Source organism: Burkholderia sp. AU16741, from assembly GCF_002223345.1.
In the GTDB taxonomy this organism is placed as follows: Bacteria; Pseudomonadota; Gammaproteobacteria; order Burkholderiales; family Burkholderiaceae; genus Burkholderia; species Burkholderia sola.
Window position 1 is genome coordinate 1,188,911 of record NZ_NKEZ01000008.1, and the last position, 18,536, is coordinate 1,207,446.

The 18,536-nt window shown below is 68.8% G+C and carries 19 protein-coding genes and 1 tRNA gene; 11 read left to right on the plus strand and 9 right to left on the minus strand.

Features of this window, described 5'->3' with window-relative positions:
• Positions 1-168: 168 nt before the first annotated feature.
• A complete protein-coding gene (locus CFB89_RS25780) occupies positions 169-447 on the minus strand; it encodes a hypothetical protein (protein ID WP_027807295.1) in 279 nt (92 codons plus the stop codon).
• Positions 448-1,282: 835 nt separating this feature from the next.
• Here CFB89_RS25780 and CFB89_RS25795 point away from each other — a divergent pair.
• Complete coding sequence (locus CFB89_RS25795; protein WP_089470322.1) at positions 1,283-2,584, plus strand: NCS2 family permease; 1,302 nt, start codon at positions 1,283-1,285, stop codon at positions 2,582-2,584.
• A gap of 247 nt (positions 2,585-2,831) precedes the next feature.
• On the opposite strand, the gene CFB89_RS25800 is transcribed toward CFB89_RS25795, so the two are convergent.
• Entirely contained in the window at positions 2,832-3,119 is a 288-nt protein-coding gene (locus CFB89_RS25800) for a DUF1488 domain-containing protein (protein ID WP_006480750.1), read from the minus strand.
• A 239-nt stretch (positions 3,120-3,358) separates the two neighbouring features.
• Positions 3,359-3,634 carry a DUF2964 family protein gene (locus tag CFB89_RS25805; RefSeq protein ID WP_006498826.1) on the minus strand — a complete coding sequence of 92 codons (276 nt, stop codon included), beginning with the start codon at positions 3,632-3,634 and terminating at the stop codon, positions 3,359-3,361.
• A 186-nt stretch (positions 3,635-3,820) separates the two neighbouring features.
• On the opposite strand from CFB89_RS25805, the gene CFB89_RS25810 reads away from it, so the two are divergent.
• The 8 genes from CFB89_RS25810 to CFB89_RS25845 all read left to right on the plus strand — a co-directional run bounded on the left by CFB89_RS25810 (position 3,821) and on the right by CFB89_RS25845 (position 9,256).
• Positions 3,821-5,716 carry a sigma-54-dependent Fis family transcriptional regulator gene (locus tag CFB89_RS25810; RefSeq protein ID WP_089470323.1) on the plus strand — a complete coding sequence of 632 codons (1,896 nt, stop codon included), beginning with the start codon at positions 3,821-3,823 and terminating at the stop codon, positions 5,714-5,716.
• 82 nt (positions 5,717-5,798) lie between these two features.
• Positions 5,799-6,101: a 2Fe-2S iron-sulfur cluster-binding protein gene (locus CFB89_RS25815; protein ID WP_049031263.1), complete on the plus strand. Its 303-nt coding sequence runs from the start codon at positions 5,799-5,801 to the stop codon at positions 6,099-6,101.
• 59 nt (positions 6,102-6,160) lie between these two features.
• On the plus strand, positions 6,161-6,655 hold the full coding sequence (locus CFB89_RS25820; protein WP_089470630.1) for an SRPBCC family protein: 495 nt from the start codon (positions 6,161-6,163) through the stop codon (positions 6,653-6,655).
• 92 nt (positions 6,656-6,747) lie between these two features.
• Positions 6,748-7,125, plus strand: a complete 378-nt coding sequence (locus CFB89_RS25825) for a DUF2946 domain-containing protein (protein WP_089470324.1) — start codon at positions 6,748-6,750, stop codon at positions 7,123-7,125.
• 291 nt (positions 7,126-7,416) lie between these two features.
• A complete protein-coding gene (locus CFB89_RS25835; RefSeq protein WP_089470325.1) occupies positions 7,417-7,782 on the plus strand; it encodes a copper resistance CopC family protein in 366 nt (121 codons plus the stop codon).
• 89 nt (positions 7,783-7,871) lie between these two features.
• Positions 7,872-8,318 carry a copper chaperone PCu(A)C gene (locus tag CFB89_RS25840; RefSeq protein ID WP_089470326.1) on the plus strand — a complete coding sequence of 149 codons (447 nt, stop codon included), beginning with the start codon at positions 7,872-7,874 and terminating at the stop codon, positions 8,316-8,318.
• A 33-nt stretch (positions 8,319-8,351) separates the two neighbouring features.
• Entirely contained in the window at positions 8,352-8,525 is a 174-nt protein-coding gene (locus tag CFB89_RS35080) for a hypothetical protein (protein WP_179233531.1), read from the plus strand.
• A 101-nt stretch (positions 8,526-8,626) separates the two neighbouring features.
• A complete protein-coding gene (locus CFB89_RS25845) occupies positions 8,627-9,256 on the plus strand; it encodes a LysE family translocator (RefSeq protein WP_089470327.1) in 630 nt (209 codons plus the stop codon).
• 10 nt (positions 9,257-9,266) lie between these two features.
• Here CFB89_RS25845 and CFB89_RS25850 read toward each other — a convergent pair whose 3' ends face one another.
• The gene (locus CFB89_RS25850; protein ID WP_089470328.1) at positions 9,267-10,550 is read right to left on the minus strand and encodes a leucine-rich repeat-containing protein kinase family protein; all 1,284 of its coding nucleotides are present in this window, start codon (positions 10,548-10,550) and stop codon (positions 9,267-9,269) included.
• Positions 10,551-10,692: 142 nt separating this feature from the next.
• Between CFB89_RS25850 and CFB89_RS25855 the strand changes: the two genes are divergently transcribed.
• Positions 10,693-10,777, plus strand: a tRNA-Leu gene (locus CFB89_RS25855).
• 74 nt (positions 10,778-10,851) lie between these two features.
• Here CFB89_RS25855 and CFB89_RS25860 read toward each other — a convergent pair.
• On the minus strand, positions 10,852-11,724 hold the full coding sequence (locus CFB89_RS25860) for a LysR family transcriptional regulator (protein WP_089470329.1): 873 nt from the start codon (positions 11,722-11,724) through the stop codon (positions 10,852-10,854).
• Between the two features lie 141 nt (positions 11,725-11,865).
• Between CFB89_RS25860 and CFB89_RS25865 the strand changes: the two genes are divergently transcribed.
• On the plus strand, positions 11,866-13,107 hold the full coding sequence (locus tag CFB89_RS25865) for an MFS transporter (protein ID WP_089470330.1): 1,242 nt from the start codon (positions 11,866-11,868) through the stop codon (positions 13,105-13,107).
• Positions 13,108-13,186: 79 nt separating this feature from the next.
• Here the strand turns inward: CFB89_RS25865 and CFB89_RS25870 are convergent, their stop codons facing one another.
• Genes CFB89_RS25870 through CFB89_RS25885 form a run of 4 tightly spaced genes read right to left on the minus strand, consistent with a single transcriptional unit; the run spans position 13,187 to position 18,416 of the window.
• Complete coding sequence (locus CFB89_RS25870) at positions 13,187-14,434, minus strand: RhtX/FptX family siderophore transporter (protein ID WP_089470631.1); 1,248 nt, start codon at positions 14,432-14,434, stop codon at positions 13,187-13,189.
• A 22-nt stretch (positions 14,435-14,456) separates the two neighbouring features.
• Positions 14,457-15,968: a PepSY domain-containing protein gene (locus CFB89_RS25875; RefSeq protein ID WP_089470331.1), complete on the minus strand. Its 1,512-nt coding sequence runs from the start codon at positions 15,966-15,968 to the stop codon at positions 14,457-14,459.
• 1 nt (position 15,969) lies between these two features.
• Positions 15,970-16,233, minus strand: coding sequence for a hypothetical protein (locus tag CFB89_RS25880; RefSeq protein WP_089470332.1), 264 nt, complete (start codon positions 16,231-16,233; stop codon positions 15,970-15,972).
• A complete protein-coding gene (locus tag CFB89_RS25885) occupies positions 16,233-18,416 on the minus strand; it encodes a TonB-dependent siderophore receptor (protein ID WP_218828353.1) in 2,184 nt (727 codons plus the stop codon). The genes CFB89_RS25880 and CFB89_RS25885 overlap by 1 nt, the downstream gene beginning before the upstream one ends.
• Between the last annotated feature and the right edge of the window lie 120 nt (positions 18,417-18,536).

Here is an 18,536-nt window from a genome sequence, read left to right on the forward strand (position 1 = left end):
TTCGCATGCGTTTCATGCGTCAAGCACGCGACACGCGCCACCGCCGCGACAGGAAACGGACGCACCCGCGGCGCAACGCGCCGCAGGTGCGCATCGGAGGACGCGGCACGCCGACGCGTGCCGCGAGCGATCGCGCGCCGTGCGCAGCAACGGGATACAGCAACGGCATCAGGTGCTGGCGGCGAGACGCGGGCCCGTGCTTCGGGGCGTGGCATCGAGGTCGGGACGTTGCGCGGCCTGCGAGGTCACCCACGGATCGATGCCCTGCTTCTGCACCTCCTCGAGGAACGACACACGTGTGCGCCAGTAATCCGCCTGTAATTTCGCATCGATGACGCGCTGTTCGGCTGCGAACAGTTCCATGCGCGCCGTCACGAGCATCGACGCAGCGGTTTTTTCCGGCGTGGGGGCGTGTCGCATCGCCCAACGGCTGATCCAGTTCAACATGCTGACCTCCGTGATTACGGACGAACCCGCATCGGGCAATCGCAATCGGCCGCGCCTGACCGGCCGTGCCTGACCGGCCGTGCCTGCCCGAACGCGCAACGGCCTTGACCGCCATTCACCGCCTGGCCTGCACGGACTGCGACTCCCCGCGTCGGCAATGACCGGCCGGCGTGTGCATGCGCGGTTTATCTATCCTAGAAAGACTTGCCGGTTTACGCGATGGGGTCTTGCAATCTTTTACACAGAAACCACAGTCGCCTTCGCATCGCGAAATGACAGTTGCGGACGGGACGGCTTCGGCGCAGGATAGCCCGATACTTGCGGCCGCCTGGACTGACGAATGGCGGCTGCATGCAGTCGCCGTGTCGTGTAGCCGAACCTGCGGCACACGTGCATTCGCTCGCACGCGCCGCGTGCACCGCGTTCGTGCAGCATGCGGGCGCACCGTTTCAGTCCCATGTCATCGCGCACCGGCTGCACGCGACGCAGCCCGCTGGCCGTTGCGCACGCATCGGCTGCGTACGCATCGACCGGTCTCGCCGGCCTGTCCCGCGCCCCTACCGCGCCCCTACGCGCGTTTCCCGCGTTTCCCCATTTCCGCCGGCCCGCACCATGCGAACCGGTAAAATGCGCGCCTTCGCCACGCGAGCAGGCGCCAGACTGTTCCCGCGCGCACAACCGATCGTGCCCTCCAACTATATCGTCCGAGCTATCCCCGCTATTACAATCCGCCGATAGCCGGACAATAGTGGCTGGTTACAGTTAGCCGGCCGCGCTGCCTTACAACAATTCGGCACAACAATCAACACGACAACTCGACCGGAGAAACGCCTTCATGGAATCCATCAAGCGGTATTTCGGCTTCGCTGAAGCCGGCACCGATTTCCGCACCGAAATACTCGCGGGCGTCACCACGTTCCTGACGATGGCCTACATCATCTTCGTCAACCCCGCGATTCTCGGCGACGCCGGCATGCCGAAGGAATCCGTGTTCGTCGCGACCTGCCTCGTCGCGGCGCTGGCGTCGATCATCATGGGGCTCTACGCGAACTACCCGATCGCCTGCGCGCCCGGCATGGGCCTGAACGCGTATTTCGCGTACACGGTCGTCAAGGGGATGGGCTTCACGTGGCAGGCCGCGCTCGGCGCGGTGTTCATCTCCGGCTGCCTGTTCCTGCTGGTCACGCTGTTCCGCGTGCGCGAGGCGATCGTCAACGGCATTCCGAAATCGCTGCGGATTTCCATTACCGCCGGCATCGGCCTGTTCCTCGGCATCATCTCGCTGAAGACGTCGGGCGTGATCGTCGGCAACCCGGCCACGCTCGTCACGCTCGGCGACCTGCACAAGCACGAGACGATCCTCGCGATCGTCGGCTTCTTCACGATCGTCACGCTCGACCACCTGCGCGTGCGCGGCGCGATCCTGATCGGCATCATCGGCGTGACGATCCTGTCGTTCTTCTTCGCCGGCAACCAGTTCCACGGCGTGTTCTCGGCGCCGCCGTCGATCGACGCGACGCTGTTCAAGCTCGACATCGGCGCCGCGCTGTCGACCGGCATCATCAACGTGATCCTCGTGTTCTTCCTGGTCGAACTGTTCGACGCGACGGGCACGCTGATGGGCGTCGCGAATCGCGCGGGCCTGCTCGTCGAAGGCAAGATGAACCGCCTGAACAAGGCACTGCTCGCCGACAGCACGGCGATCGTCGCGGGTTCGGTGCTCGGCACGTCGTCGACCACCGCGTATATCGAAAGCGCCTCGGGCGTGCAGGCCGGCGGCCGCACCGGCGTGACGGCCATCACCGTCGCGGTGCTGTTCCTCGCGTGCCTGTTCATCGCGCCGCTCGCCGGCGTCGTGCCGGGCTACGCAACGGCGCCCGCGCTGCTGTACGTGTCGTGCCTGATGCTGCGCGAAATGGTCGAGGTGCCGTGGGACGATGCGACGGAAGCCGTGCCGGCCGCGCTGACCGCGCTGCTGATGCCGTTCACGTACTCGATCGCGAACGGCGTCGCGTTCGGCTTCATCGCGTACGGCGGCCTCAAGCTGCTGACGGGCCAGGCGCGCACGGTCAAGCCGATCGTGTGGATCATCGCGGCCGTGTTCCTGTTCCGCTTCTTCTATCTCGGCAGCGAGTAGGCGCGGCGCGCGCACCGACGCGACGCGACACACGATGCAAACGCCACCTTCGGGTGGCGTTTTCGTTTGCGCACGATGCTTGCGCGAGCTTCACGAACCGACGCGCACGACCCCGCCGACGCTCCGGCGCCCCCGCACGGCCCGCATACGAAAATGCCGCCCGGCCCACCGAACGGCATTGCGCGAAAGGCGACGGGTTCGCGTGCGCCGCGCTCGGCGCGCGCACCGCCAGACGAGCGTCGTGTCGTCAGCGCCAGTTCGCCTCGTAGAAACGCACGTAGCCGCTGCGCAGCGTCACGCATTGCGCGCGCGTTTCCGACAGCAGGCGCCGTGCGGCCGCCTCGATGCGCTCGCGATGCTGGTCGAATGCGCCGACCATGTCCTCGAAGCGTGGCGATGCCGCGCCGAAGTGGTCTTCCAGCGCCTCGGCGGTGATCTGACATTGGACCCGCTCGCCATTGACCAGCGCCGTGAACGCCAGCATCAGGTCACGCCCCGAATACTCCGGCTTCTCGTTCGTGAAATGAATCTGCATGGGAGCCGCCTCGACCGGTAGAAAACGAATAACCGCGTCCGTCGTCCGCTACCGGCCGGACGAAATGGATGCGGGCTCGCCGGCGGAGGCCCCGACCGCGGAGTGTGGCGCGATCGATGCATGCCGGTTGAATTCCACTTTAGACGGTTTCGCGCGGGACACAAAAATTTCGGTATGCGTCGTTCCGACGCGCATTTCGTCTGATCTGCGCGGCATCCGGCACCGTTTCGGCAGCGGCGTCAGTGCGGATCGGTCGGCCAGATGTTGAGCGCGATCGCGGCGGTCGTGACGCCCACCGCAATCGCGGCCGCCCCGTATCTCACCGCATCGGTCAGATCGAACAGCAGGCCGTGGATCGCGACGGCAATGCCGCCCAGCATGATGAAGGTGGCGATGGCCGCCAGCACGACTCTCAGTTCCGCCCGAACCATGATGCGTCTCCCGAACGGATGCATGTCGCGTCGCATGCATGTTGCACTGCGGAACACGGCGCGTGCGTGCTCCATTTCCATCATTGCAGGCGGGCGCCTGAAAGCAAGGGGATTTTGCTGGCAGTCGCGCATCGCACGTGGCCCTTGTATGATGATGCGTACCCGGACGAACGGCTGTCGCGCCCAATGGTGCGCCGCGAGCGGAGACACACTCCGCCGCCGCTTCCGATCCGGTCGGCCCCGGCGGCTCCGGGGAACAGGAGACACATCATGCCGCAACCCTTCGTGCTGCCCGCCACCGCGGGGCGTACCGACCTGCTCGCGCAGGCGCATGCGCGTTCGACCGCGGTCGGGCTGCGCGCGCACGAGCGCCCCGATTTCGCGCCGCTGTCGCGCGTCGCGCTGCGCGAACTGCTCGACACCAACCACACGCTGTTCTCGCACGCCCGCCCGGTGATGGAGGATCTCCACGCGCAGATCGCCGAGACCCAAAGCCTCGTGCTGCTGACCGACGCCGACGGCGTGATCCTGCACAGCATCGGCGACGCGGACTTCATCGAGAAAGCCAACCGCGTCGCGCTGTGCAACGGCGTGTCGTGGGCCGAAGGCGCACGCGGCACCAATGCGATCGGCACCGCGCTCGCATCGGGCCAGGCCGTGGTCGTGCACGGTTCCGAACACTTCCTGCGCGCGAACCACATCCTCACCTGCGCGTGCGCGCCCATCGTCGATCCGTTCGGCCGCACGCTCGGCACGCTCGACGTGAGCGGCGACCCGCGCGGCTCCAGCCCGCATACGCTCGCGCTCGTACGGATGTCCGCGCAGCTGATCGAGAACCACCTGTTCGCGAACCAGTGCGGCGAAGCGCTGCGGCTGCGCTTTCACGCCCACGAGGATTGCGTCGATTCGCTGTTCGCCGGGCTCGTCGCATTCGGCCCCGACGGCGGGCTGATCGCCGCGAACCGCAGCGCCCAGTTCCAGCTCGGCGCATCGTTCGACGCCCTGCAGCATCAGGCCAGCGACGCGTTGTTCGGCATGCGCTTCGGCGAGCTCGCGCAGCAGGCCGCGCGCGCGCCGGGCGCGACGTTCCGCCTCACGCTGTCGACCGGCGTGCGCGTGCTCGCCCGCTGCGAATTCCCCGACGTGCAGAAAGCGACCGTCGCCGTCACGCCGCCGGCACCGGCCGCACGCGTGCGGGCGCCGGACCCCGATGCGATCACGTTCGCGACGCTCGACACCGGCGACGCACGCATGGCCGCCGTGCTCGAACGCGTCGCGAAGATTCGCGGGCGCGACCTGCCGCTGCTGATCCTCGGCCAGACCGGCACCGGCAAGGAATGGCTCGCCCGCGCGCTGCACCAGGCGTCGCCGCGCGCGGACGGCCCGTTCGTCGCGGTCAACTGCGCGGCGCTGCCCGATTCGCTGATCGAGGCCGAACTGTTCGGCTATGAAGACGGCGCGTTCACGGGCGCGCGCAAGCGCGGCAGCCCCGGCAAGATCGCGCAGGCCGACGGCGGCACGCTGTTTCTCGACGAAATCGGCGACATGCCGCTCGCGCAGCAGGTGCGGCTGATGCGCGTGCTGCAGGAGCGCGCGGTGATGCCGCTCGGCGGCGCACGTGCGGTGCCGGTCGACGTGCGCGTGGTGTGCGCGACCCACCGCGACCTGCGCGCGATGATCGCGGAGGGCACGTTCCGCGAGGATCTGTTCTACCGGATCAACGGGCTCGCGGTCACGCTGCCCGCGCTCGCCGCGCGCACCGACCTGCCGGCGCTCGTCGAGCGGATTCTCGCGCGGCTCGCACGCAGCGAGCCGATGCCGCGCCGCCTCGCGGCCGACGTGCTCGACGCGTTCGCGCGCCACCGCTGGCCCGGCAACCTGCGGCAAATGACCAACGTGCTGCGCACGGCCGGCATGCTCGCCGAAGACGAAGCCGAGATCACGCTCGCGCATTTGCCCGACGATTTCTGGCTCGACTGCGACGATGCGCCGGCTGCGCCGGACGCAGCCACGCCGGTCGGCAAACGCGAAGGCACGACGCTGCAAAGCCACCAGGCCGCGATGATCGACGCGGTGCTCGCGCGGCATGGCGGCAACGTGTCGGCGGCCGCGCGCGAGCTCGGCCTCGCCCGCAATACCGTGTACCGGTATCTGCGGCGGCACTGACCTCCACGGCTGGCGGCCGTGGGCCGCCGGCGGGTTCGGGTATGCTTGGCGCGTTGCCGCCGAATCGCCGCCCGCTTCAGTCATGACCGATCCAGATCACCCGCCCCTCGTGCGCATCGAGCCGCTCGGCGCGACCTTCGACGCGCCTGATTCGCTCACCCTGCTCGAGGCCGCCGCGTTCGCGCGCGTGTCGCTGCCGCGCTCGTGCCGCAACGGCACGTGCCGAAGCTGTCTTTGCCGGATCGTCAGCGGCAGCGTACGCTACACGATCGAATGGCCGGGGCTCTCCCGCGAGGAAAAAGCCGACGGCTATACGCTGCCGTGCGTGGCCGTCGCGACGTCGGATCTCGTGCTCGACGTGCCCGACGCGGCCATGCTCGACTAGCCATCGCGCGCGGGCCGCGTGCATCGCTCTGCAACGCTCGATCCTGCATGGAGAACGTGATGATCCAGCAAACCGATCGCATCGAAAAACAGGCGCTGCTCGCCGCATCGCCCGACCGCGTGTGGGCGGCCGTCAGCCATTCCGGCGAATTCGGCCAGTGGTTCGGCGTGTCGTTCGACGGCCCGTTCGAGGCCGGCCAGCCGCTGTTCGGCCGCATCACGCCGACCCGCGTCGACGACGACGTCGCCAAGGCGCAGGAGCCCTATGCGGGCACCGTGTTCGAAATCGTCGTCGACCGTATCGAGCCCAAGCAACTGTTCTCGTTTCGCTGGCATCCGTTCGCGATCGATCCGGATGTCGATTACGCGTCCGAGCCGATGACACTCGTCACCTTCACACTCGCGGCGCAAGCCGGCGGCACGCTGCTCACGGTCGCCGAAACGGGTTTCGACCAGTTGATCGAGGCGCGTCGCGCGACGGCACGCGACATGAACGACCAGGGCTGGGCCGCGCAGATGACGCTGATCGCGAAGTACCTGGCGTTGCACGCATAGCGCGCCGCTACGCCGCACGTCCGCGCCGACCGGCGAACCGGCGTGCGTGGCATAATCGCCCGCATCGTCGTCCACCCGCCGCCGCGCATCGCATGCTGAGTCGTCGCCTCCGGAAGATCGGCAGTCTGATCGGGATGCTCGCCATCCTGATGACGGCGTTCGCGCCGACGATCTCGCAAGCGCTGACCACGCAAGGACGCGTCGACGCGCTGCTGGCCGGCTACTGTTCGGCCGCGCCGGCCGCCGGCGACCGCTCCGCCGATGCGTCGACGAAAAGCCTGCAGGCTCATCTGCAGGCATGCGGCTACTGCAGCCTGCTTGCCCATGCGCCCGCGCTGCCCGCTCCCGAACTGACGTTCGCGGCCCGCGTACATGCGATCGAGCATCGCGCGGCAACCCGCTTCGAAAGCCTGCGCCGCGCGCTGCCGCTCACGGCCGCGCAACCGCGCGCCCCGCCGTTCACGTCCTGATCCGTCGTCATTGCGCGTGATGCCGTCGTGCATCGCGTCGCCTGCGCACGCCGCTCGCGTGCGCGATGTGTCACGTTTCGAAGGACGATCATGTCTCACCCTGCTGCGCGCGGCGTCGTGCCGGGCGCACGGTTGGCCGCCACCGGTTCGGATCGCCGCGCCTGCATTCGCCCGCATGCGAATGCCCGCCCTCGCACGTCCGCGCCGAGCGCCGCCGACATCGATGCCGCTCGCGCAACCGTCCGTCGAATCCGTCTTTTTCCATCCGATTCGTCACTCGCTCATCCAGCCATGAAAACCGCTACTTTCGTCCGCGGCGCACTCGCCGCACTCGGCTTCGTCGCCCTCCACGCCGCGTATGCGCATGCGCTCCCGAAAATGCAGGACCCGGCCCCCAACGCCACGCTGTCGAGCGCGCCGCACGCGGTCACGATCGATTTCGGCGAGGCGCTCGAGCCCGCGTTCAGTTCGATCGCCGTGACCGACAGCCAAGGGCAATCGGTCGTCGACGGGAAATCGGCCGTCGACGCCGGCAACCGGAAGCGCATGCACGTCGCACTGGCGAGCCTGAAGCCCGGCGCCTACACGGTCGCGTGGATCGCGGTGGCCAGCGACGGCCATCGCACGCACGGCCGCTACGCATTCACGCTGAAGTAACGCACGTCACGCACGCGACGCGCACCGGCACGCCATGCCGGGCGCATTCGCATCGATGCCCACGGCATCGCACCCGACAAGGAGAACACATGACCAAACACTCGATCCCGACCGCCCTGCTCATGGCGCTGGCGCTGCATGCCGCCGCCACGTTTGCCGCACCCGCCGTCCAGGCCGACGCGTGCTGGATCCGTACGATGCCGGCGACGGTTCCGTCCTCCGGCTACTTCACGCTGAAGAACGACGGCGACGCGAGCGCGACGCTCACCGGCATCGACACGCCCGCCTACGGGATGGCGATGATGCATGAAACGCAGACGAGCGGCAGCACCGCGAAGATGGTTCACGTCGACTCGGTCGTCGTGCCCGCGCACGGCTCGCTGACGTTCAAGCCGAAGGGCTATCACGTGATGCTGGAAGAGCCGCGCCAGGCCGTCGCGCCCGGCGCGAAGGTGCCGCTCCGGCTGCACTTCGCGGACGGCTCGACGGTGTCCGTGACCTGCGACGCGAAGGCGCCGACCTACGCCGGCCAGTAACGCCGCCGGCCTCACGATCGAAGGAGAACGCACATGAAAGACCGCCTGCCGCTGGCCGACCTGATCGTCCGCTACCGGACGCCGCTGAATGTCGCGGTATTGCTCGCCTGCGGGTTATGGGCCGCGTGGATCGCGTGGATGACGCGGCCTGCCGCCATCGATACGCCGCAGTCGATTCCCGCGTACTGCATGCGCGACGTGCGCTGACGCGCCGCGACCGCACGGTTCCGGCGGCGGTGGCCCTGGCCATTATTGGCGTGCCATCATCGCTTGACCTCGACCGCTGGAACCGCCTCCCGGAGCGCCGCATGTCCATTCAGAACTGGATGCTGTTTGCCGCCGCCTATCTCGCGACGACGCTGTCGCCGGGGCCCAACGTGCTGCTCGTGATCCGCAACACGGTGCGCTATGGCGCGCACGGCACCGCCGCGACGATCGCCGGCAACCTCGTCGCGCAAGGCATGGTCGTGTTGCTGGTCGCACTCGGCGTCGGCGCGGTGCTGGCGGCGATGCCGCCGCTGTTCGTCGCGATGAAGGTGATCGGCGCCGCGTACCTGATGGTTCTCGGTGTCCGGCAGTTGCGCGGCGACCGCCAGGCCGCCGCATCGAGCGGCGCAGCGGAGATCGTCGTGCCCGATCGCCGGAAGCTGTTCCGCGAAGCGCTGTTCGTGTCGGGCAGCAATCCGAAGACGATGATCTTCCTGTCCGCATTCATGCCGCAGTTCGTCGTGCACGACCGCCCGCTCGCGCTGCAGTTCGTCGTGATGTACGCGACGATCGCATGCACGGTCGTGGTCGTTCACAGCGTCTATTCGGCTGGCGTGCGCCGCCTGCATCGCGGCGTCGGCATGAGCCGCGCGGTGCGCGCGCTCAAACGTGCGAGCGGGCTGCTGTTCGTCGGGCTCGGCATCAAGCTGTTGACCGCGCGGCAGGCGTGAGCCGCCCCCATCAGCCCATGCGAGCGGCCAGCGCGGCCGTGATCTCGTCGAACGACGGCCGCGCGTCGACGTCCTCGTTCACGCACGCCGCCGCCAGCGCATCGAGCGCACCGGCGTGCGATTCGCAGCGCTCGAGCAATTCGCCGAGCAGATAGCCGAACGCGCGCACTTCGAGCCGCTCGAACCTTCCGCCGCGCGTACGCTCGTTCACGTCGTACAGCGACGCCGCGCCGAAATCCCCGAGCAGCGCGCCACCTGCGCCGTCGTGCAGGATGTTGTGCGCATGCAGATGGCCGGCGACCGACGCGATGCCGTGCGCGATCCGCAGCGCTTGCGCCGGATCGAACGACGCATCGGCGGCATAAACGTCGCGCGTGCAGGACGCAAAGCTCGGCGGCCCGGCGAGATTCGTCAGCGCGGAATCGACCAGCTCCATCACGAGGCCGTGCGTGCCGTCCGGATGCCCGCGCAGCTTGCCGATCACCGGGATCAGGTTCGGATGACGGCCGGCATGCAGGCACGCGGCCATTTCGCAATCGGGCAGGCCGTCGCTCGTCACCGCGCCCTTGAACAGCTTGACCGCGACCGTTCGCGGCGGATGGCCGTCCGCGCGCCGTTGCGCGCGATAAATGACGCCCGACGCGCCCTCGCCCAGTTTCCGTTCGCATGACAGCGCGGCCCAGTCGATCTCCGCGACGTCCGGCCCGGCCGACGCCGCGGCCTCCGGCACCGCGCCGAACGGATTGCCGGCCACGGCGAGCCACGCAAGACGCGGCAGGCGCAACAACCAGTCGGGCAACGCGTCCAGCCGGTTCGCCGACAGGCGCACCAGTTCCAATGCGCGGCAGGCGGCCATTTCCGCGGGCAGCGTCCGCAGCCGGTTGCCGGCCAGCATCAGCTTCTGCAACCGCCCACAGTCGCCGATGTCGGCCGGCAGTTCGTCGATTGCGTTGTCGGTCAGGATCAGCCAGCGCAGTGCACGCGGCAGCGCGCCGCGCGGCACGGTGCGGATCCGGTTCGCCTTGAAGCCGATCATGTCGAGCCCATCGCACGCGCCGAGCACGTCGGGGAACGCGGTGAAGCAGTTGCCCGACGCGAACAGGATGCGCAGCCGATGCAGCCGCGGCAGGTCGTCGGGCAGCGCGGACAGCGCATTGCCGGTCAGGTCGAGCACTTCGAGCGTGTCGGCCAGATCGAAGATCTCGCGCGGAAATTCGGTCAATCCGCACGCGAGCTTGAGTTGCCGCGCGCCCGACAGTTGGCCGGCCTGCAGTTGTTCGAGGGTGTGGGTCACGGGGAGAAAACGGGTGGCGGTTGCGGTGATCGACGGGTCGATCGGACGGATTCTACCGGGATCGACGAAGTGTCCATACAGGAGCTTGTCATTGCCCCTTCACAAACGCGAAATGTGACGTTAGAATTGCGCCCCTTGCAGTGCCGACGTGGTGAAATTGGTAGACACGCTATCTTGAGGGGGTAGTGGCGAAAGCTGTGCGAGTTCGAGTCTCGCCGTCGGCACCAGATGCGTTTTCCTCGCATTCCAGCATTATCGAAACCCGCGACAGCACATGGCTTCGCGGGTTTTTTGTTGTCCGCTACGCGAGCAGCAGAAAATTCCGCACCACCGCGGACGGCTCGTCGCAGCGCGACGCAATGGCAAGCCGCGCGCGAAACCGGTTGCCCGCGAACGGCCGGTACACGACCCCGGGAACCTGCACCTGCGTAATCGCCTTCGGCACGACCGACACGCCGAGGCCAGCGGCCACCAGCGTCACCGCGGACGCGATCTGCGGCGCCGGTTGCCCCATGCGCGGCTCGAACCCGGCGGCCTTGCACGCGGCGACGATGTCGTCGAACAGCGCGGCGCCGGCCGCGCGCGGCACCTGCACGAACGACTCGTCCGCGAGTTCCGCCAGATCGATGCGCCGGCGCGGCGCCAGCCGGTGCGCGACGGGCAGCGCGACGAACATCGGCTCCTCGTCCCAGTCGGATACCCGCAGCGTCGCGGCCACGCGGCGCTCGGGCCGCACGATCACGACGTCGAGGCGGCCGGCCTCCAGCGCCTCCAGCAGCACGCCCGACGTCGCTTCCTGAAACGTCAGCTCCGCATCCGGAAACGCTTCGCGAAAGCGGCGAATCAGATCCGACACCTTCGGATTGAACGCGGCCGTCCCGGTGAAGCCCACCCGCAAATGGCCGGTTTCCCCGCGCGCGGCGCGTCTCGCCGCCCGTGCCGCGCGCTCGGCATCGTCGAGCACGCGCCGCGCCTCTTCCGCGAAAACCTCGCCCGCCAGCGTCAGCTCGGCGCCGCGCGCGGTCCGCTTGAACAGTTCCACGCCGAGTTCGTTCTCGAGCGCCTTGATCTGCTGGCTCAACGGCGGCTGGCCGATGCCGAGCGTTTCGGCGGCCTTCGTGAAATTCGACGCGGCCGCGACGGCCAGAAAGTAGCGGAGATGCCGGAGTTCCATGCTTGACGTGACCTCGCGGTGAGTCGGGGCTGAGGCTGTCAGCCAGTGTTGAAACATATTGCTGCGGTTCATTTCATATATTGGACATATACATGACCGTGCGCAAGAATTCCCGTATTCCGTTGCGCATCGAGTGCCTTCATGTCCTCCGCTTCGATTTCCCGATCCGTCCCCGGCACGCAGCACACCGCCCCCGATACGCTGCCGGCCGGCGTGTCGCCACGCTCGGCCGAGTACAAGCGCATCGCGTTCGCGCTGTTCCTCGCCGGCTTTGCCACTTTCTCGCTGCTGTACTGCGTGCAGCCGCTGCTTCCCGCGTTCGCACGCGAATTCAACGTCGGCGCGGCGTCGAGTTCGCTGTCGCTCTCGCTGTCGACCGGGATGCTCGCGGTGTCGATCCTCTGCGCCGGCGCGCTGTCCGAACGGGTCGGGCGGCGCGGGCTGATGTTCGTGTCGATGACGCTGGCCGCGCTGTTCAACCTGCTCGCCGCGTTGTCGCCGAACTGGCACCTGCTGCTCGTCTGTCGTGCGCTCGAAGGCTTCGCGCTGGGCGGCGTGCCGGCGGTGGCGATGGCCTATCTCGCGGAAGAAATCGCCGCCGACGGGCTCGGCTTCTCGATGGGGCTCTACGTCGGCGGAACCGCGTTCGGCGGCATGATCGGACGGATCGGGATGAGCGCGCTCGAGGAGTACTTCTCGTGGCGCACGGCGATGCTGTCGATCGGCGTCGTCGATCTGCTCGCGGCGCTCGCGTTCGTGATGCTGCTGCCGGCGTCGCGGCGCTTCGTGAAGCGCACCGACCTGACGCTGCGTCACCACCTGCGGCTGTGGCACGCGCAACTGCGCCACGCGCGCCTGCCGTTCGTGTTCGCGATCGGCTTCCTCGTGATGGGCGCGTTCGTGACGATCTACAACTACGCGGGGTTCCGGCTGATGGCCGCGCCGTTCAACCTGAGCCCGACCGCCTGCGGGCTGATCTTCGGGGCCTACCTGTTCGGGATGGTGTCGTCATCGAGCGCCGGCGCGCTCGCCGATCGTCTCGGGCGCGCGCCGGTCCTCGTCGGCGGCATCGTCGTCTTCGCGGCGGGCCTCGCGCTGACGCTGTCGCACTCGCTCGTCGCGATCGTCGTCGGCATCGTGCTCGTGACGATCGGCTTCTTCGTCGCGCACTCGGTCGCGAGCGGCTGGGTCGGCGCGCTCGCGGGCGCCGCGAAGGGGCACGCGGCGTCGCTGTATCTGCTCGCCTACTACGTCGGGTCGAGCGTGCTCGGCTCGGTCGGCGGCGCGTTCTGGCAACGCGGCGCGTGGACGAGCGTCGCCGCGTATGTCGCGGTGCTGCTTGCCGTCGCGTTGATGGCTGCGCGGCGGTTGAGCCGTGCTTGAGCCGTGCTTGGCTTGAGCGGCGCGTGATACGGCATGGCTCGGCCCGCACAACGCCCACCGCGCGCCGGCGACGCAGCCGTCACGACACCAGCGCGTCGTCCCCCTTCACCGCATACGCCGCCTCGCGCCGCCGCAGCGTCATCGCGATCAGCGCCGCCAGCACCGCGAACGCGGCGCCGGTGAGAAACCCGCCCGTATAACCGACCTTCGCGGTCAGCGACAGGATCGTCGACGACGCGATCAGCTCGCCGAGATCGCGCGTGCTCTGCACGGCCGTCACGTCGGTGCCGGCCTGATCGCTGCCGCCCGCGAAACGCATGCCGGCCGTCATGATCGACACGGACGTGATGCCGGTCGCCAGCGAGCCGAGCACCGTGCACAGCCATGCCCACGAAGGCGACACCGGCAGCCACCCGGCCGCCTGCGCGAACCACAGCAGCGCCGCCGCGCCGGCGCAACTCACGCCGGCCGTAAACGCCAGCCACAGGCCGAGCGCCCGCACGAGCCACGCGCCGCCGCCGCATCCGAGCACGACCGTCACGACGCCGCCCGCCATCCCGAGTGTGCCGATCGCATCGAGCGACCAGCCCGCGTCGTTGAGGAACAGCTTCGACAGGCCGAAGCCCGATACGGCGGTCATCGCCGACAGCAGCGCGAGCGACAGCAACGACCACGAACGCGGCCGCTTCGCGAAACGCACGAGGCTCGCCTCGTGTTCGGGCCGGGCGCGCGCGCGATCCGCGTCGCGCGGCAAGACCCACAGCACGCAGACGAGGCTCGCGAGCGGCACGGCCGCCAGCGCGAGAAACGCGGTGGGCTGGCCGAACCGGCCGATCAGCGTCAACGTGCCGGCGCCACCGCCGAAGAAGCCGATCATCACGCCCGCGATCTGGATCGCGTTGATTCTCGCGAGCGTGTCGCCGCTGAAATGCTCGGCGGCCATCCCGTCGTTCGCGATGTCCTGCGTCGCGCTCGCGAGCGACGCGACGGCCAGCAGCCCGACCGCCCAGCCCGCCGTCGCGACCGTCATCCCGATCTGCGCGAGGCTGGCCAGGCACAGCACGACGATCGTCTGCATCGGCAGCATCCAGCTGCGCCGCCGGCCGATGCGAGGCGACCAGCGGTTGTCGACGACGGGCGCCCACAGGAATTTCACGACCCACGGCAGCCCGACGAGCGGCAGGAACGCGAGCGCGTGAAGCGGTGCGCCGTCGTGGCGCAGCAGCGTCGGCATCGCATCCATCGCGATGCCGATCGGGATGCCTTGCGACAGATAAAGCAGCGTGATCGTGATGACCAGGCGGCGATGTTCGAGCAGGTCGCGCATCGAAGTCTCCAGTTGCATGAGGTTAAAAAGGTTCGGCGCCGGCCGGCACGCGCGCGGGCTGCATCGCATCGCGCCGCGGACGGCGCGCCGCACGCAGCAGCAATGCGCCGAAGGCGACGAGCGCCGCATCGATCGGCCAGTACACGGGTCTGCCCGCGCCCAGCAGCGCGATCGCGCAATGGGTCGCGCCGGCCAGCGCGTACGCGACGCCGGCCGCACGCATCAGCACGCGCAGCCATGCCGCGCGATCGGCGACACAGGCCGCCAGCGCGATCGCACCGCCCCACACGACCCAGAACAGCATCGCGAGCGCATGATCGACGTGCACGCCAGCAGGCAACGCACGACCGGCGAACAGCAGAGCGCCGCCGGCGAGCACGAGCCCGCCGCACACGCCGACCGCGACGGCGGCCAGCACGTCCGCCGAACGATCGCGCTGCGCACGCCGCCGCTCGATCCACAGATGCAGCCCCGTCGCGCACAGCGCACACGCCGCGAGCCCCATCAGGAAATGCAGCATGCGCAGCACGCCGCCCGCCGCGCCAACCCAGCCATATTGCGCAAAATGCAGCGGCTGCACCGCGATGAACGCGCGCAGCCAGAAGCCGCGGCCCCGCGACGTCGCATCGGCGAGCCATTGCCCGTCCGCCGCGCGGTACAGGTGGCGTTCGAACACCGCCGTGCTCGGCAGGCCCGCGGTCGTGCCGGCAATCTCGACGCGCGCGTTCACGTCGCCCCAGCGCTGCAACGCAACGGCTTCGGGCCGGAAATCCGGCCGGCGCGCCATATCGCGCCGCAGCAGCGCATCGAGATCGGGCGCATGCCGCCACCGGCCGCCGGCCTCGACGGGCGGCGGCCCGCCCAGCAGTTCGGCGAACGCACGCTGCGGCTGCCCCGGATACGCGACGCCCGCGAGCGACACCGTGCCGAGCGCGCCGAGCCCCGACAACGCGCCGGTGAACGCGAACAGCACGAGCCACGGCGTGCCCCACAAGCCGATCCACGCATGCAGGTCGAACAGCGCGACGCGCAAGCCGTGGCCGCGCCGGATGCGCGCCGCGTCGGGCCAGCGCTTGCGATGCACGACAACGCCCGCGACGATGAGCACGAGCAACACGATGCCCCACAGGCTGACGAAGATGCGCCCGGGGAAACCGGCGAACAGCGTCTTGTGCAGCGTGACGATCGACATCGCCCGTTCCGCATCGGGCAGCGGCGCGCCGGTCGCCGGATCGAGCGCGAGCGTGCACGTCCGCCGCGCGTCGCAGAAACGGACGGCCGGATCGTCCGGCCGCGGCAGCACGATGCGTGTATCGCGCAACGGCACGCCGAGCGATGCTGCCCGCGCGACGAGCGCATCGAGCGGCAACGCCGGCCGCGCGACGGCGAGCGCCGGCGGCCGCCACCAGCCCTGCATCGAATCGAACGCGAGACTCCACGCGCCGCTGAACAGCACGACGAACAGCACCACGCCGAACAGCGCGCCGGCGCCGCGATGCAGCGCGCGCCAGCGCGAACGCGACGAAGCGTCCATGTCAGCGCCCTCCCCACAACATCGCGCACGGCACGAGCACCGCGAGCCACGCACCCGCGCGCCAGGCGGCCTGCCGCCAGCCGGGCGCGACGAGCACCCACAGCAGCGCGGCGACGCTCGTGGCGAACGTCAGCAGCACGGCCGCGTAGAGCCGGTTCAGGCCGTCGTCGGGGTAATGACGGGCCAGCGTGATCGCGAGCGCGGCCGCACCGGGCAGCACGCCGCCGATCGCGATCGCCGCACGCGCACCCCAGCCGAACGCCATCAGAATTGGCCGCGCACGGTCAGCATCACGTTGCGCGGTTCCCCGTAACGGTTGTTCCAGCCCGGCTGGCTCAGGCTCAGGTAGTAATTGCGGTCGAACAGGTTGTTGACGTTGAGCGCGGCGCTCCAGTGCTTGTCGTAGCGGTAGCCGAGCCTCACGCTCGCGAGCGCGTAGCCGCCCTGGCTCATCGTGACACCGTTCGCCTGGGCCGAGTAGCTGCTCTGCACCTGCATGCCGCCGCCGATGCTCCAGCGCCGCTCCTGCCACGGCAGGTCGTAATTGGTCCACAGCCGGAACAGGTGGCGCGGATTCAGCAGCGGCGCGAACGTGCCCGCGTTCGCGAGATTGTCCGCATAACGCATCGTGTCGTACGTGTAGCTCGCCCATACGCTCCACCACGGCGTGATGCGGCCGTTCGCCTCGAATTCGAAGCCCTGGCTGCGCACGCTGCCGCCGTTCACGTAGTAGCAGCTCGGCCCCGCGCATGGATGCGCGAGATCGACCTGCGGGTTGTTGTCGAGATCGATGCGGAACGCCGCGAGCGACACGTTAAGCTTGCCGCCCGCCAGTTCGCCCTTCACGCCGGTTTCATAGGTGCGCCCCTTCACCGGCGTCAGGATGCCGCCGCCCCACATCGACTTGGTCTGCGGCTGGAACACCTCCGCATAGCTCGCGTACCACGACCAGTCGCGCGCGAAATCCCAGATCAGCCCGCCGTACGGCGTGAACTGGTGGCCGGTGTTGTAGTGCGCGCCGAGACTGTCCTGGTTCCACCAGCTCATCCGGCCGCCGAGCACAAGCGTCACCGGTTCCGCGAGCTTGATGCGGCCGAGCCCGTAGACGCCCTTCTGCGAAATGTCGTTCTGCTGCGACTGCTGGTACGGCCCGATGCTCGGCTCCGGCACGCTGCCCGGGTTCCAGCGGTACACGTTCACCGGCGTGCCGACCACGTCGCCGAGCAGCGATGCCGTCATCTGTCCGCTGCTGCTGTTCGCATACGTGATGCCGAACAGCAGGTCGTGCGTGAGCCCGAACGCATGCACGGGGCCCTGCACGTTCGCATCGACGCTGCGGCTGTAGCTGCTGAACTGGTACGCGGCGCCGGTCAGCCGGCCGCCGGCGCCCGTCGCCGGATCGATCGCGCCGAACGAACCCGCGTACTTCAGGTCCGAGCGCACGCTCTGGTATTCGCCGCTGACCTTCGCCTTCCAGCCTGCGCCGAGCTTCTGCTCGACCGACGCGAACACGCGCGTCGTATCCCAGTTGAAGCGGCCCCACGCGGTGTCGAGGAACGTCGAGCGCGACAGGCCGAGGCTCGACCCGTCTCGCGCCATCGGCACGCCGGACATGTCGGGCACCGACGACGTGGTCTGGTACTGCGCGCCGAACGTGAGCAGCGTGTCGCGCGTCACGTCGACTTCGGTAACGCCGTAGATCGAACGCGTGTCCTGCTTCGCATGGTCGTAGAAGAAGTGGCGATCCTCGTACGCGGCGACGAGCCGGCTGCGCACGGTGCCGGCCGCGTTGAGCGGGCCGCCGATGTCGGCTTCCGCGCGATAGCGGTCCCAGCTGCCGACGCTCGCGGTCGCATGCGCGGAGAACCGGTATTGCGGGCGCTTGCGCACGAGGTTGACGGTCGCGGCCGGATTGCCCGAGCCGTGCAGCAGCCCGTTCGCGCCGCGCAGGATTTCCACGCGCTCGTACACCGAGATGTCCTGCGGCGCGCTCGCCATGTCGCCGATCACGACCGGCACGCCGTCGAATTCGAACGAATCGACCTTGAAACCGCGCACGAAATACGCGGTGGTGAGCAGCACGTACGGCTGGACCGTCACGCCGGCCGACTGCTGCATCACCTCGTCGAGCGAGAACAGGTTCTGCTGGTCGATCCGCTCGCGCGTCGTCACGCTGACCGACTGCGGAATCTCGCGCAGCGCGAGCGGCATCTTGCCGACCGTCGCCACCGACGGATCGTCGGCCACGCCCCGCGACGCATTCACCGCAATCGCCTTCAACTCGCCCGCGGCAGGCTGCGCGGCGGCCGCCTCTTCCTTGCGGAGTTCCGTGCCGCCCGCCGGCGCCGCATCGGCGAACGCCGCCGCCGGATGCGCGGCGATCAGCAGGCCGAGATACAGCGACGGACGCCAGCGCCCGAAACGGGCGACGCGTGCGCCCTTCATCATCGATCTCTCAGATTCCCGCACCTCGTACCGCATTCACGCCCCCGCATTTGATAATCATTCTCATTATCAATTAGAACCGGCGGGCGATTTTTCGATAGAGGGGCTTTTCCTATCGATTCC

Coding starts and splice junctions, on each gene's coding strand:
- CFB89_RS25780 (WP_027807295.1), bottom strand. CDS start 447: ATGTTGAACTGGATCAGCCGTTGGGCGATGCGACACGCCCCCACGCCG.
- CFB89_RS25795 (WP_089470322.1), top strand. CDS start 1,283: ATGGAATCCATCAAGCGGTATTTCGGCTTCGCTGAAGCCGGCACCGAT.
- CFB89_RS25800 (WP_006480750.1), bottom strand. CDS start 3,119: ATGCAGATTCATTTCACGAACGAGAAGCCGGAGTATTCGGGGCGTGAC.
- CFB89_RS25805 (WP_006498826.1), bottom strand. CDS start 3,634: ATGATGGAAATGGAGCACGCACGCGCCGTGTTCCGCAGTGCAACATGC.
- CFB89_RS25810 (WP_089470323.1), top strand. CDS start 3,821: ATGCCGCAACCCTTCGTGCTGCCCGCCACCGCGGGGCGTACCGACCTG.
- CFB89_RS25815 (WP_049031263.1), top strand. CDS start 5,799: ATGACCGATCCAGATCACCCGCCCCTCGTGCGCATCGAGCCGCTCGGC.
- CFB89_RS25820 (WP_089470630.1), top strand. CDS start 6,161: ATGATCCAGCAAACCGATCGCATCGAAAAACAGGCGCTGCTCGCCGCA.
- CFB89_RS25825 (WP_089470324.1), top strand. CDS start 6,748: ATGCTGAGTCGTCGCCTCCGGAAGATCGGCAGTCTGATCGGGATGCTC.
- CFB89_RS25835 (WP_089470325.1), top strand. CDS start 7,417: ATGAAAACCGCTACTTTCGTCCGCGGCGCACTCGCCGCACTCGGCTTC.
- CFB89_RS25840 (WP_089470326.1), top strand. CDS start 7,872: ATGACCAAACACTCGATCCCGACCGCCCTGCTCATGGCGCTGGCGCTG.
- CFB89_RS35080 (WP_179233531.1), top strand. CDS start 8,352: ATGAAAGACCGCCTGCCGCTGGCCGACCTGATCGTCCGCTACCGGACG.
- CFB89_RS25845 (WP_089470327.1), top strand. CDS start 8,627: ATGTCCATTCAGAACTGGATGCTGTTTGCCGCCGCCTATCTCGCGACG.
- CFB89_RS25860 (WP_089470329.1), bottom strand. CDS start 11,724: ATGGAACTCCGGCATCTCCGCTACTTTCTGGCCGTCGCGGCCGCGTCG.
- CFB89_RS25865 (WP_089470330.1), top strand. CDS start 11,866: ATGTCCTCCGCTTCGATTTCCCGATCCGTCCCCGGCACGCAGCACACC.
- CFB89_RS25870 (WP_089470631.1), bottom strand. CDS start 14,434: ATGCGCGACCTGCTCGAACATCGCCGCCTGGTCATCACGATCACGCTG.
- CFB89_RS25875 (WP_089470331.1), bottom strand. CDS start 15,968: ATGGACGCTTCGTCGCGTTCGCGCTGGCGCGCGCTGCATCGCGGCGCC.
- CFB89_RS25880 (WP_089470332.1), bottom strand. CDS start 16,233: ATGGCGTTCGGCTGGGGTGCGCGTGCGGCGATCGCGATCGGCGGCGTG.
- CFB89_RS25885 (WP_218828353.1), bottom strand. CDS start 18,416: ATGATGAAGGGCGCACGCGTCGCCCGTTTCGGGCGCTGGCGTCCGTCG.